Raw genomic sequence first — 13,430 nt, 5'->3', positions numbered from 1 at the left:
TCAAATTTACTCATGTTCACACAAAGTGACATTTACAGAATTTACAGAGCTATCTTAATTTTTTCATATCGTATCTACATTATAACACAACATACTATGAAGAAAAATAATATCCAGCAAGGTCCTCATAAACTCCAACATCTTGCTAAACAAGCAGGTATTTCTCTTGAGGCTATTTCAGAAGCTCTTACTCATAGTGATAAAGAAATTACAAAAACTTACGTTAATACCAAAGATAAAGTCAATCAAACTGTAGGTGATATTGCGTTTCGTAGTTTAAAAAATTGATGGGGTTAATTTGGAGTGAACTTTGATTTTTTGAAACAAAAAAGACATCCAAGAGTATATTCTTGAATGTCTGTAAACGTTGACATAATCGTGTTGATTAACGTTTTGAGGCAACTGACTTTGTCAGATTGCAGCCACATTTGTAAGCGACTAAAGTCGCAACAACTGTGTCAATTGCACCAATTTAGTAAGAAAGTACAAAAAAGAACACCTCGAAAGGTGCTCTTTGTAAGTATTGTAATTCTCTCGAAGAACGTTTACTAAATTGTGATGCTTTACGAGCTTTCTTAAGACCTGGTTTGGAAAATATGGATTTCAGTTGGACTAAAAACAGCGTAATATAACGGCTTTTCAGAACTATATCTACTAATTAATTTCATAAAATATGAATCATTATTTTTTAAATAGGGGAATAGTTTAGGTCTGTAAGAATTAACTTATACACTTACAAGGTTTATTCTGATCGACTTTATAACTGTCTACGAAAAAAAGACAGAAATGAGAGATTGAGTGTGGGGAAAAAACTATTAGGTGTAGTTTCAATACTTCTACTAATGCTTTTGCTTATATTTAATGCAAGTAAATAGTCAATTCGTCCGAGCATTTCCTTCTCCATCTCCGTAGCAGAAAGTTGAGTTTATTTAACAAACTGATAAAATAATAGAGAAACTAATTATTTCGAGGCCAAATCATGAACCTATCAAACGTATTTCAAAAATTATCCCCAAATACTCCCATCTTACAAGCTACCTTTGGTCTGGAGCGCGAATCTCTACGAATCAATACTGAAGGCCGTGTCGCTCAAACGCCACACCCTGAAAAATTGGGTTCTCGCAGTTTCCATCCCTATATCCAGACAGATTATAGCGAACCTCAACTAGAGCTCATTACACCGGTAGCACAGTCGACCACGGAAGCTCGTCGCTTCCTCGGGGCCATCACCGATGTGGCTATTCGCTCAATGGATAAGTCAGAATATCTTTGGCCTTTATCCATGCCACCTGTGATTGTAGAAGAAGAGATTCAGATTGCCCAGTTGGAAAGTGACTACGAGTATCAATACCGAGTTGGTTTGGCAGAACGCTACGGCAAATTGCTCCAGTCCATATCTGGAATTCACTATAATTTTGAACTCGGCAAAGATCTGACCCAGCAGCTCTTTGAAGTCAGTGACTATGACGATTTACTGACCTTCAAGAATGCCCTCTATCTCAAGTTAGCTCAGAACTTCTTGTGTTATCGCTGGCTCTTGACCTACCTTTACGGAGCAAGCCCGCTAGCAGAAAAAGGGTTTTTGACAGATGAAATTGGTTGCGTGCGGTCGATTCGTAACTCCAACTACGGCTATGTCAATGCCCCCGATGTTCACATTTCCTTCTCTTCACTGGAGCAATACGTGACCGACATCGAAAACGCTGTTGGAACTGGGCAACTGTCCTCTGAAAAAGAATTTTACTCTGCCATCCGTTTACGCGGTGCTAAGACTAGCCGGGACTTTTTGACTAAGGGCATCTCCTATCTAGAGTTCCGCAACTTTGACCTCAACCCCTTTGAGCCACTGGCAATCAGCCAAGAAACACTAGACACCACCCACCTCTTTGCACTCGCACTCTTGTGGCTAGACGACATGGAGCAAGTCGACGAAGAATTGGCAGTAGCTGCTACTCTCAACAACCAAATCGCTCTCAGCCATCCCCACACACCACTTCCTAAAGAGGCTGACCCTAAACCTATCGTGACAGCCATGAAGGACATCGTCGCTCACTTTGGACTGGATGACTATTATAGCCAGCTTATCACTAAGGTGGAGGCCTCTCTTCTTGATCCACGTTTGACCCTTTCTGGAAAAATAGCAGAGCAGGTTGAAGAAGGGTCCCTTGAAAAATTTGGCCAACAACAAGGACAAGCCTTTCATGACTATGCTTGGACAGCACCTTATGCCCTCAAAGGCTATGAAAACATGGAACTCTCCACCCAAATGATTCTCTTTGACGCCATTCAGCTGGGCTTGAACGTAGAAATTTTAGATGAGGAAGACCAATTTCTCAAACTCTGGCATGGTGACCATGTGGAGTACATCAAAAATGGCAACATGACATCCAAAGATAACTACGTAATTCCACTGGCCATGGCTAATAAGGTTGTGACCAAAAAGATTTTGGACAAGGCTGGTTTTCCAGTACCTGCGGGAGCAGAATTTGCTAACAAGGACGATGCCTTGCGGTACTACGGACAAATAGCCAACTCTGCTATTGTTGTCAAACCCAAATCCACCAACTTCGGTCTGGGCATTTCCATCTTCCAAGAGCCAACAAGCCTTTCTGGCTATGAAAAAGCCCTAGACATCGCCTTTTCGGAAGATAGCCATGTGCTAGTCGAGGAGTTTGTGGCAGGGACCGAGTACCGTTTCTTTATCTTGGATGGAAAATGCGAGGCTGTCCTGCTCCGCGTCGCGGCCAATGTCGTAGGCGACGGAAGCTCAAGCATCCGAGAATTAGTCGAAAAGAAAAACCAAGACCCTCTGCGTGGTCGCGACCATCGCTCACCTCTTGAAATCATCAATCTGGGTGATATTGAATTACTCATGTTGGAACAGCAGGGTTACACACCTGATACAGTCTTGCCTAAAGGTAGACAAACCTTTCTGCGTGGTAATTCTAATATCTCAACTGGAGGCGACTCCATTGACATGACTGACCAGATGGGCGAGAGTTACAAACAACTAGCTGCCGATATGGCGACTGCTATGGGGGCTTGGGCCTGTGGAGTCGATTTGATTATCCCAGACTACACCAAGCCTGCTAGTAAGGAGCTACCAAATTGCACCTGTATCGAACTCAACTTCAATCCTGCCATGTACCTGCACGCCTATACTTACGTAGGGCCAGGACAACGTATCACACCGAAAATTTTACGGAAGTTGTTTGGAGAGATATGAGAATAAGCTCAGAGATTTTCTGAGCTTACTTTTTTATATTTGATAAATGGTAAAATATAGTGCAACAAAAAACTCATAGAGCCCAATCTCGTGTAAACTGTAAGTAACCACACTAAACAGAACACGGGAGAAATCTATAAGCTACCATCATATTACCATAATTGAGCGAATTAAGATAGAGACTTACCTAGAATTAGGTCTCAAACCCTGCCAAATAGCTAGAAAATTAGGCGTTCACAAATCAACCTTCTCAAGAGAATTAAGTGTGGTAATGACACTTACTCTGCACAAGCAGCACAAACACACAATGAACAATTGGCGAAGCAGAAGGGAAGAAAATCGAGTTAGACTCCTGTGAATTGAAGTAGGAAATTAAAGAGCGATTACAATCTTCATGGTCTCCAGAACAAATTTCTAGTCGTTATCAACTTGAAAATAGGTCCATGGTGTCCTTCAAAATCCAATTTGTAAAATTAAGCTAGAAAAAAGCATCTCGTATTTTTGATACGAAATGCTTTTAATAAATGTAAATAAGTTTTAACGTTTACTAAATTGTGACGCTTTACGGGCCTTTTTCAAGCCTGGTTTCTTACGTTCAACTTTACGTGAGTCACGTGTAAGAAGTCCTGCGCGTTTCAATGAATCGCGGAAGTCTGGGTCTACTTGAAGAAGGGCACGAGCGATACCGTGACGGATAGCTCCTGCTTGACCAGCGTATCCACCACCTACAACGTTAACGAAAACGTCGTATGAACCTACAGTTGAAGTAACTGCGAATGGTTGGTTGATGACAAGACGAAGGTCAGCGTGTGGGATGTACTCTTCAACATCTTTTTTGTTAACAGTGATTTTACCAGTTCCTGGAACAAGGCGAACGCGTGCAACAGCGTTTTTACGACGTCCAGTACCTGCATATTGTGCTTGTGACATACTTTATTGTTCCTTTCCTTAGATAAGTCCTGAAATATCAAGAACTTCTGGTTGTTGTGCAGCGTGAGTGTGCTCAGCTCCAACGAATACTTTCAATTTCATACCTTGAGCGCGACCAAGAGTATTGTGTGGAAGCATACCTTTAACTGATTTCTCGATCAAACGAACTGCATTTTTAGAACGAAGTTCACCAGCAGAGATTGATTTCAATCCACCTGGGTGGTTTGAGTGAGTGTAGTAGATCTTATCAGATGCTTTTTTACCAGTCAATTTAACTTTTTCAGCATTGATAACGATTACGAAGTCACCTGTATCAGTGTGTGGTGTGAATGTTGGTTTGTTTTTTCCGCGAAGTACGCTAGCAACAACTGCTGAAAGGCGTCCAAGAGGTACATCAGTTGCGTCAACAACGTACCATTTGCGTTCTACTTGGCCTGGTTTAGCCATGAATGTAGTTTTGTTCATGATTTCTCCTATATGAATATCGTTTTTGTTTACAGGGCGGATGTTCCGGTCCGCAAGTTATTTGAAAGGTTCCGGGGCCTTACAAATGGGGTAAACAATACCGTCTACTATTGTATCAAAATTCTCAGATAAAAGTCAAGAGATTGGAAAAATATTTTTTTATTTCTGCCAGATTCTCAACCTTTTTTCTGCCTGCTCCTGAAGGATTGTCTGAAAAATTTTAGAGACTAAGTAAATAGCGCAAGTCAAGAATAGCGTTACCACTAGATAATTGATCAAACGACCGTGGTCTCCAACCAATGGTGGTCTTGTCAAAAATCCATAATCTCCACCTGTTACTAAATTAACCACGAAAATCAAGGCATTGAGCGAAGACGTGATAATTAGGATTCGTTTGAAATCCAGTAAACTAGCATCGTAGTCCTTCAGGAGATAAATCAAGGAATTTCCAAGGAGAGCTAAGTGTCCGAAAATAAAGGACAGGATGGCAATGTGGGGGAAGGGATAGGGATCTGGCACTGGATAAATAAAAGCTGCCAAAGTTCCAAAGGTTCCCAATACAGCAAAATACTGTTTGACTCTAGAGACACCCGGAGTCAAAAGCACTACAAACATAGCCAAACGGCAATGATAAAAGGGTAGACTTTCTGTTAAAGGCATCTGATTAACCAAATACCATCCGTAGAGCAGGATTAGCTGTACCGCCTGTAAAATCTGGAAAAATCGTTGACAGACTTTTTTCTCACCATAACGGTAGGCAAGAAATACAGTCAATGCTAATAAGGTAAATAGACTTCCATACCAAAGAAGGTCAAATTGGGGTGGCTCCGTCGGCTGCGTGCTAAATAAAGCATCCCAAAAATTCATGTAACTTTCCTCATTTTCATATAAGCCAATCTCTTACTGATTTTTATAGAGCCTAGCTTATATTTATTTCTAATATTTTTGTGTTCCAAAGAAGCTAGTGGCCTTAAGATAAAACAAAGCTTCTAATCAACATATTGTTTCCGCTCACCCTGATAAACCTGCCATAGAATATCCATTTGTTCCTTAGTTATTCTTTTTTCAGATAAGGGAGGGAGAGCCGAAATGTCGAAAAATCCTAATTCAGCAACTTCTTGATTTTCTTGAAAGTCCCCATCCAATAGTCGACAATCAAATACAAACTTGGCATACTGCTTACTCTGCATTTGAAAGCGATTGGTATCAAAAACTGCCAATAAAGAACCTACTTCTGCAAAAAATCCTGTTTCTTCCTGGATTTCTTTCCGAATATTCTCCTTAGGAGAATAGCCAACTTCACCAAATCCTCCTGGCAAAGCCCAAGTATCCTCTCCTTGTCCTCTAACCAGGCAAATCTTCTGGTCTTGAACAATCCAAGCCCTCACATCCATCAGGGGAGTTGCATAGCTAGCTGTTGGTTTTAAGATCGCAGTCAATTCCTCTTGATTAATATCCGTGGTCTCCTGCAATACGTTCGATAAAATCTGACGTAAATCCTCATAACGTTCACGGTCAAAAGGATCCTTTGAATAGGTCAACCCAGTATCAGTGATGGCCAACATTCTCTGTATAGCCTTGGCAAAATCAGTTGCGCTCATTTTCTAAACTTTCTACTAGCTTAGCTAGATTCATAGAGTTCGAACCTTTAAGCAGAATCTGGTCTTTAGCTCCAAGACTTTCCTTGACTTGTTTGACCATGGCTTCAAACTGGTCTTCCTCAGCTGTTTTCTTAAAGTAATAAACATGACCAATTGGGAACATTTGACTGGCTAGTTGAGCCAATTCCGCAATGTCTTCACCGTAGAAAATAACGGTATCAAGTACATCAGGTGACAGGCTCAAAATCATTTGATTATGGAGTTGAACAGACTGGTCTCCAAGTTCTTTCATATCCGCCAGAACTGCTATTTTTTTGCCACCTTCATTAGCTGGGATAGCAGAGAAAGTTTCTAAAATCAACTTCATAGCTGTTGGATTAGCATTGTAAACATCTGACAGGATATCTGCTCCATTGGCAGCTTTTTTCCACTCAGTACGATTGCGGGTCAATTCAAGATTTTGGAAGGCTTGATGGATTTGCTCCTCAGTCACTCCTTCTTGAAGAGCTACATAAGATGCAATCATGGCATTGGTCGCATTATACTTACCAGTTACTGGCAAATCAAGGGCTTGCTCCAAGAAATTAGCCTTGAAGGTTAAACTATCCTTACGCTCAATCAATTCTGTAATTTCGAGTTCTGCACCTGGACCAAAACGAACCACTTTTTGCTCAGCAGGTAGATAATCCTCTACAATGGGATCAGCCGGTGCCAAAAGTAAGGAACCCTTTTCCATCCCATCAGCGATTTGTAATTTCCCTTTTGCAATTTCAGAACGGTCCTTAAAGAAAGCCAAATGAGCTTCTCCAACCAAGGTCACAATTGCTGTTTTTGGATGAGCCAATTCAGACAAAAGATGGATATCTCCTAGATGATCCTGTCCCATTTCCAAGACCAGTTTTTCGGTATCATCTGACATATGGAGAACCGTGTAGGGAAGGCCAATCTCATTGTTGTAGTTTCCTTGCGTTTTGTAGGTTTTGTAGCTTGTAGAAAGCAAATGGGCTAACATATCTTTGGTAGTAGTCTTCCCATTTGAACCTGTGACAGCAAAGACATCGACACCAATCTTTTGAAGGTAATAGGCTGCAAGAGCTTGAAAGGCAGTCAAGACATCTTCTACCAAAAGATAAGGATGGTTTGCTACTTCCTTTTCTGATAAAGTTAGAGCAGCGCCATTTTCAAAAGCTGTCTCGATAAAGTCATGACCATCACGCGCTCCCTTGAGTGGAATAAACAAATCCCCCTCAGAAATCAATCGGCTATCAAATTCTGCCTTGACCAGTGGGCTATCCACATAGCTAGTCACATCATTTTTTGCACCGACGACACGCGCAACTTCGTGAATCGTAAGTTTCATATTTACTCCTTTAAAAAGGGGCAAGGAGTCCTTCCCCGCCCTTATAGCTATCTTTACAATAGGTGCGCTTCACGTTTATTAAAACTTTCTTTAGCAAGGTCCACCAAACGCTCAATTAGTTCTGGATAGCTAATCCCCATATTGTCCCAAAGCAAAGGATACATAGACCATTGGGTAAATCCTGGCATGGTGTTAAGCTCATTTAGGAAAACTTCTCCCTTATCTGTATAGAAGAAGTCGCAACGTGATAAGCCAAGTCCACCAATCGCACGGAAGGCAGCTTCTGCATTTTTACGCATGACTGCTACTACATCCTCACTAATCTTGGCTGGGATATCCATGGTAATCTTGTTATCGATATATTTGGCTTCATAGTCATAGAAGGCTACGTCTTTGACAACTTCACCAGGAAGCGTGCTCTTAGCATCGTAGTTTCCTAAGAGGCCAACTTCGATTTCACGCGCGTTAACTCCTTGTTCTACCAAGACACGACTATCGTACTTGAAGGCAAGCTCTAGAGCTTGATGGAGTTCTTCTTTAGTTTCAGACTTAGAAATACCGACACTAGAACCCATATTGGATGGTTTGGTAAAGACTGGATACCTTAATTTTTCTTCAACTTCTGCGATCTTAGAAGCTAAGTCGTCCCCTTCAACAATGGCTACGTAAGGGACTTGGGCAATCCCAGCAGATTCCAAGACACGTTTAGTCGTGATTTTGTCCATAGCCAGGCTTGAAGACAAGATGTTGCAACCGACATAAGGCATTTTCAAGACTTCTAGGAAACCTTGAACGGAACCGTCTTCTCCCATAGGTCCATGAAGAACTGGAAAAACAACTGCGCCTTCTTCGTAGATGGCACTTGGAGCAATTTTCTTGTCCCAATCAATCGTTTCATTGGTCATGAGACGTTCATCTTGGCCAGGAGTTTGGGTAAATTCTTGGGTTTTGATGAAATCACCAGACTGGCTGATAAAGAAAGTTTGGACTTCAAAACGGTCATAGTTAACCGCACGCATGACACTCTCAGCTGACAATACAGACACTTCACGCTCTGCACTGCGCCCACCATATAATAGAATAATTGTTTGTTTCATATGATTGTCCTATTTCTACTAGAATACTCGCTTTTTAGTATATCACATTTGTTTATTTTTTTAAACTTGAATAGCACAAAAGAGACTGGATTAAAAATAAATCTAGTCTCTTGATTTCTTAAAGTCTTATCTGCTAACTAATTGCCTGTTCTATATCCTTACAGACTAAAGTTCTGTACGATTTTCAATGGCTCTTAGGAGCGTTACTTCGTCCGCATATTCGATATCTGCTCCTACTGCTAGACCTCGTGCTAGACGAGTAACCTTAATCCCCGCGGGTTTGAGAAGCCGAGAGATATACATGGAAGTCGCCTCACCATCTGCTGTTGCATTGGTGGCCACGATAACCTCTGAAACTTCGCTATCCATGAGGCGAGTCATGAGACTTTTGAGGTTGATGTCATCTGGGCTAATTCCATTCATAGGGGAAATGAGGCCATGTAAAACATGGTAAAGTCCGTGGTATTCCTGGATATTTTCCATAGCAGCTACATCTCGACTATCCTCTAGGACGAGGATAGTTGTTTGGTCCCGACTTGGATCTGTGCAGATAGAACAGGGATCTTCATCGGTTAAACGTCCACAGATAGAACAATAGGTCAACTCTCTTTTAGCTGAAAGGAGATTTTTAGCAAATTCGTTGACGTCATCATCCGGCATTCCAATAGTATAAAAGGCTAGACGGGTTGCTGTCTTAATCCCAATACCAGGAAGTTTGGAATAACTGTCAATCAACTTAGCAATAGGTGTTGGATAAAGCATGGCTTCCTTTCTAATTCATTGGATGGTGTTGGTTATATAAATTGATAATGTCGCGAGCAATTGCTGGCCCAACATTTTTGGTTAAATTGGTATTATGAGGAAAGACTACTGCAACTGCAATTTGAGGATTTTCTGTTGGAGCATAGGCCACGGCATTGGTATTATTAGCTTCTTGACCACCAGCTACATAGCTTTCAGCTGTACCGGTCTTACCACTGATAGAAACAGTGGCGCCATCTGAAAACGCCCGTCCTGTCGTAAGGGGACTAGTTCCATGCGATACTTGGTAAAATCCTTGGTGCAAGATTGCCATATCTGATTCAGAAATATTGACCTTGTTGATTTCCTTGGTATCTATTGCTTGGATTAATTCCCCAAGGCCACCCTTATCATTGTTGTCGTATATTCCCTCGACAATATGTGGAGCTAGACGAACACCATTGTTAGCAATAGTTGCAACGTACTGGGCTAATTGCATCGGTGTGTAGTTATCAAACTGGCCAAAAGCATTAGTTAAATAATTAGCCAAGTCAAATTTTTGGGGGATAAATCCTGTTGATTCCTCGGGCAAGTCAATACCTGTAGAAGCACCCAAACCATACTCACTAAAAGTCGCGCGTAGTTTTCCCATGGCAGACTCAAGTTGGTTGGTTTTGACTGTCATATTTGGTTGATAGGTCTGACCCATCATTCCTAGCGCAGTTTGAACCATGTAGGCATTAGATGAATATTCTAGAGCCTCAACGGCTGTAACCGGAAAGGAACCGTAATAATAAGGGGTATACCAGGAATTGATAGGGGCAGAACCTTGGAAGACGATTGGTTGGTCTGTCAAGGTTTGGTTGCCTGACAAGACTCCATTTTCCCAACCAGAACTGATGGTTGCCGCCTTAACGACAGACCCTGGTACAAAAACATTGGTCACTGTTCCTAGTGAGTCTGGTGTCAAGTCTCCTGTTTCTAGATTGTGTTTAATTCCTGACATTGCCAATACAGCACCTGTCTTAGGATTAAGGGCTACTGCATAAACACCTTCTGAGTATTTAGCACCACCATTTGCAAGTTCAGAATTAAAATAACTCTTTAAGAGGCTGTCTACGCTATCTTGGAAGGCCAAATCAATGGTTAATTTGATGTTTTTTCCCTTGCTACCTTCTTCTATATTCTCTACGCTCTCCATGTCTCCATGCTTGTCCAAATGGATTTCCTTGACGGTCCGTTTCCCTTGTAGGACTTCCTCATATTGTTTCTCAAGGTAAGAGGTTCCAACACGGTCATTGAGAGAATAACCTTTTTTTAGATAGGCATCTACTTCCTCAGCTGGAAGACCTGACTTTTCACTTGAAACACTTCCCACTATAGAAGCAAGAGAGGTTTCAAGGACCTTGCGATCCCACGAGGTAGAGATGCTAATCCCAGGCAACTCTTTAGATGCAGAGGCGATTAGAGCGACTTGAGTATCACTTAAAGGATCTGTTTGGATATTGCCTGTTGCAAAATTTCCAACTGCATTGAGCTGACTAAAGAGATAAATAGCCTTCTTTTCATCCTCTGTATAATTAGTTTGGCTAGAGCTAACACTCTCAACAGCATTGTTATAGAGTTCAGATTCGGAAAGTTGATTACCATCAGAATCAAAACGCTTATCTTTGGGTAGGGCCTCTACCGTTTTTTTATAAACTGCTGGATCAGCTAGATAATAGTCAGCAATTTGACGTTCTGTCAAATCTGGAGAGGATACCGTCACATAAGTTAATAGTTTAGTAGAAATATCCTTTAAATCAGTCGCTGTCATCTTATTGCTTCTTGTGAAAGCAACTACTTGTTTAACCGTATTCTCTACCAAAGGTTTTCCAGCCGCGTCATAGATTTCTCCACGAGCAGAACCCGTTGTTACCCTAGTTTGGCTAGCAGACGCTAACTTGGCTTCATAGAAATCCTTATTTACGAATTGCATATAGAGCAAGCGACCAATGATGGTCATGAAGAGCAAAATAACGATTGCAAACAATAAATTAAGCCGAGTCGGTATCGAATGGCTATTGAATTTTCTCATACAAATCAGTCTCGTTTCTAATCAAAATCTCACTCTTCATTGTACCATAATTTGATGAGAAAATTATGGAAAAAGAAAAGACTTTTCCTTTTTATCCAAAAAACAAAGCATCTATGGTATAATAGAAGTAAGCGCTATAGTATTTGCTGGATTTTTTATCAATAAAATTTGACAAATAGCTACAAAGGAGTCCCATGAACAAGCAAGACATCTCTACGATTATTGATCTTCACTTTGAAGAAATGACCGATTTAGAGCAAGAGATTGCCCGCTATTTTTTGCAGGCAGATACCATTCATGATGACTTGTCTTCTCAGCAGGTCACTCAAAAACTTCATATTTCTCAGGCCGCTCTCACTCGCTTTGCCAAAAAATGTGGCTTTACGGGTTATCGGGAATTTATTTTCAAATACCAACAACAAAAGGATACCCTTTCCGTTCCTCAACAAGATATGAATCCTTTGACACAAAGAGTCTTGAGAAGCTATACAAATATCCGAGAAATGACACAAGAATTGATTGATGATGACCAACTGGAGCGTATTGCCCAAATGATTGATCAATCAGAACGCGTCTATTTTTTTGGGACTGGAAGTTCTGGCCTAGTTGCGCGTGAGATGAAATTGCGTTTCATGAGACTTGGAGTCGTTTGTGAAGCTTTAACAGATCCAGATGGTTTCGCCTGGACAACTAGTATCATCGATGAAAAATGTTTGGTCTTTGGTTTCTCCCTTTCAGGAACAACTCCATCCATCATTGACAGTCTACTAGACGCTAAAGACATGGGGGCTAGAACTGTTCTTTTTACTAGTACGCCTAGCAAGGAAACTCAGGAATTCACAGAAACTGTATTGGTAGCAAGCCAGAGTCAGGCTTCCTATATCCAACGCATTTCTGCCCAACTTCCTATGTTGATCTTAATCGATCTACTCTATGCTTATTTCCTAGAAATTGATCGTGAAAGTAAAGAAAAAATCTTTAACAGTTATTGGGAAAATAAAAAACTAAATGGCTATCGTAGACATAGAAGGTCTAGATAAGCCCTCATCCCTTTCAAGCGAATAATCATATAGGCAACCAGCGATTAAAGTCGCTGGTTTTTATACTCTTCGAAAGTCTCTTCAAACCACGTCAGCTTCACCTTGGATTATATATGTGACTGACTTCGTCAGTCTTATCTACAACCTCAAAGCTATGCTTTGAGCAACCTACGGCTAGCTTCCTAGTTTGCTCTTTGATTTTCATTGAGTATTAGTTTGCTCAAGTCCTATAACTGATGACTTATACACATAGAACTCTACACCTGATTCTTGATATAAAAAAGCGAACAAGACGGAATTCTGACTCTCAGAAAACTCATTTTGTTCGCTTTTTATAATTGAGATTAGTTATTGGTTTCAATCTCTAAAGTTTGGACAGTTATTACAGCAGTTTCTTTAATATTCTGCAATAATTTCCACAAAATCTATACTTCCTCAATAGTATTTCTTGAGTTTGACAGATTCTATTCGTCTTCTTTTTTCTTTCCCATTGCAGCTAGACCAAGAAGTGCTCCTACAGCTCCCAAGCTTGCGAGAGTAGCCGTTTCTTTAGCGCCTGTTTCAGGGAGAATATTTTGACGATTTGCAGGTGCTTGATAAGTCTTATCTAGTGACATAGCCTGAGCTACACGCGACTGTTCTTCCTTGTGTTCGGCAATCTCCTGAACAGTTGCTTCAGAACCATTTACACCACCAGTAAATCCTGGTACTTCATGGATAGCTGCGACTCCACCAGGAACTCCTCCTTCAAAGTTTGGAACTCTGTGGACAGCTACTTCAGAGCCATTCACACTACCAGTAAACTCTGGTACTTCATGGATAGCTGCTCCAGAACCAGTCACACTACCGGTAAACTCTGGTACTTCATGGATAGCTGCTTCCAAACCATTTAC

Annotated in this window: 12 protein-coding genes and 1 pseudogene (1 of these 13 running past the window's edge); 4 read left to right on the top strand and 9 right to left on the bottom strand. The window is 41.0% G+C overall.

The window, feature by feature from the left end:
* The first annotated feature begins 96 nt into the window (after positions 1–96).
* From ADH31_RS09150 to ADH31_RS10350, 3 genes and pseudogenes are all read left to right on the top strand, one after another.
* Complete coding sequence (locus ADH31_RS09150) at positions 97–288, top strand: integrase (protein WP_049510324.1); 192 nt, start codon at positions 97–99, stop codon at positions 286–288.
* Positions 289–979: 691 nt separating this feature from the next.
* Positions 980–3,226 carry a bifunctional glutamate--cysteine ligase GshA/glutathione synthetase GshB gene (gene gshAB / locus ADH31_RS09145; protein ID WP_049510323.1) on the top strand — a complete coding sequence of 749 codons (2,247 nt, stop codon included), beginning with the start codon at positions 980–982 and terminating at the stop codon, positions 3,224–3,226.
* A gap of 136 nt (positions 3,227–3,362) precedes the next feature.
* Positions 3,363–3,684 (top strand): annotated as a pseudogene (locus tag ADH31_RS10350) (transposase); the annotation flags it as partial.
* Between the two features lie 79 nt (positions 3,685–3,763).
* Here ADH31_RS10350 and rpsI read toward each other — a convergent pair.
* From rpsI to pbp2b, 8 genes are all read right to left on the bottom strand, one after another.
* Complete coding sequence (rpsI, locus tag ADH31_RS09140; protein ID WP_000075969.1) at positions 3,764–4,156, bottom strand: 30S ribosomal protein S9; 393 nt, start codon at positions 4,154–4,156, stop codon at positions 3,764–3,766.
* Positions 4,157–4,174: 18 nt separating this feature from the next.
* Complete coding sequence (gene rplM, locus ADH31_RS09135) at positions 4,175–4,621, bottom strand: 50S ribosomal protein L13 (RefSeq protein WP_001044622.1); 447 nt, start codon at positions 4,619–4,621, stop codon at positions 4,175–4,177.
* Between the two features lie 159 nt (positions 4,622–4,780).
* Entirely contained in the window at positions 4,781–5,488 is a 708-nt protein-coding gene (locus tag ADH31_RS09130; RefSeq protein WP_049510321.1) for a TIGR02206 family membrane protein, read from the bottom strand.
* Positions 5,489–5,610: 122 nt separating this feature from the next.
* Positions 5,611–6,222: an NUDIX hydrolase gene (locus ADH31_RS09125; protein ID WP_049510319.1), complete on the bottom strand. Its 612-nt coding sequence runs from the start codon at positions 6,220–6,222 to the stop codon at positions 5,611–5,613.
* Positions 6,209–7,582 (bottom strand): UDP-N-acetylmuramoyl-tripeptide--D-alanyl-D-alanine ligase, encoded by a 1,374-nt coding sequence (locus ADH31_RS09120; RefSeq protein ID WP_049510317.1) that lies wholly within the window; start codon positions 7,580–7,582, stop codon positions 6,209–6,211. The genes ADH31_RS09125 and ADH31_RS09120 overlap by 14 nt, the downstream gene beginning before the upstream one ends.
* Positions 7,583–7,635: 53 nt before the next feature.
* Positions 7,636–8,679, bottom strand: a complete 1,044-nt coding sequence (locus ADH31_RS09115) for a D-alanine--D-alanine ligase (RefSeq protein WP_049510315.1) — start codon at positions 8,677–8,679, stop codon at positions 7,636–7,638.
* Positions 8,680–8,844: 165 nt separating this feature from the next.
* On the bottom strand, positions 8,845–9,441 hold the full coding sequence (recR, locus tag ADH31_RS09110) for a recombination mediator RecR (protein ID WP_045613513.1): 597 nt from the start codon (positions 9,439–9,441) through the stop codon (positions 8,845–8,847).
* Positions 9,442–9,451: 10 nt separating this feature from the next.
* A complete protein-coding gene (pbp2b, locus tag ADH31_RS09105) occupies positions 9,452–11,497 on the bottom strand; it encodes a penicillin-binding protein PBP2B (RefSeq protein WP_049510313.1) in 2,046 nt (681 codons plus the stop codon).
* A 194-nt stretch (positions 11,498–11,691) separates the two neighbouring features.
* On the opposite strand from pbp2b, the gene ADH31_RS09100 reads away from it, so the two are divergent.
* Positions 11,692–12,537, top strand: a complete 846-nt coding sequence (locus ADH31_RS09100) for a MurR/RpiR family transcriptional regulator (RefSeq protein WP_049510312.1) — start codon at positions 11,692–11,694, stop codon at positions 12,535–12,537.
* 464 nt (positions 12,538–13,001) lie between these two features.
* Here ADH31_RS09100 and ADH31_RS09090 read toward each other — a convergent pair.
* The coding region annotated (locus tag ADH31_RS09090; protein ID WP_049510308.1) for an SIALI-17 repeat-containing surface protein crosses the window boundary (this coding region is incomplete at its 5' end): on the bottom strand, positions 13,002–13,430 show 429 of its 963 nt. The annotated region continues 534 nt past the right edge of the window.

It is taken from the genome of Streptococcus pseudopneumoniae (genome assembly GCF_001072375.1).
GTDB classification, from domain to species: Bacteria; Bacillota; Bacilli; order Lactobacillales; family Streptococcaceae; genus Streptococcus; species Streptococcus pseudopneumoniae_L.
This window is presented reverse-complemented; position numbering and strand designations above follow the sequence as displayed.

Bases quoted from the DNA above. Each gene is read 5' to 3' on its own strand.
- ADH31_RS09150 (WP_049510324.1), top strand. From the start codon at position 97: ATGAAGAAAAATAATATCCAGCAAGGTCCTCATAAACTCCAACATCTT.
- gshAB (WP_049510323.1), top strand. From the start codon at position 980: ATGAACCTATCAAACGTATTTCAAAAATTATCCCCAAATACTCCCATC.
- rpsI (WP_000075969.1), bottom strand. From the start codon at position 4,156: ATGTCACAAGCACAATATGCAGGTACTGGACGTCGTAAAAACGCTGTT.
- rplM (WP_001044622.1), bottom strand. From the start codon at position 4,621: ATGAACAAAACTACATTCATGGCTAAACCAGGCCAAGTAGAACGCAAA.
- ADH31_RS09130 (WP_049510321.1), bottom strand. From the start codon at position 5,488: ATGAATTTTTGGGATGCTTTATTTAGCACGCAGCCGACGGAGCCACCC.
- ADH31_RS09125 (WP_049510319.1), bottom strand. From the start codon at position 6,222: ATGAGCGCAACTGATTTTGCCAAGGCTATACAGAGAATGTTGGCCATC.
- ADH31_RS09120 (WP_049510317.1), bottom strand. From the start codon at position 7,582: ATGAAACTTACGATTCACGAAGTTGCGCGTGTCGTCGGTGCAAAAAAT.
- ADH31_RS09115 (WP_049510315.1), bottom strand. From the start codon at position 8,679: ATGAAACAAACAATTATTCTATTATATGGTGGGCGCAGTGCAGAGCGT.
- recR (WP_045613513.1), bottom strand. From the start codon at position 9,441: ATGCTTTATCCAACACCTATTGCTAAGTTGATTGACAGTTATTCCAAA.
- pbp2b (WP_049510313.1), bottom strand. From the start codon at position 11,497: ATGAGAAAATTCAATAGCCATTCGATACCGACTCGGCTTAATTTATTG.
- ADH31_RS09100 (WP_049510312.1), top strand. From the start codon at position 11,692: ATGAACAAGCAAGACATCTCTACGATTATTGATCTTCACTTTGAAGAA.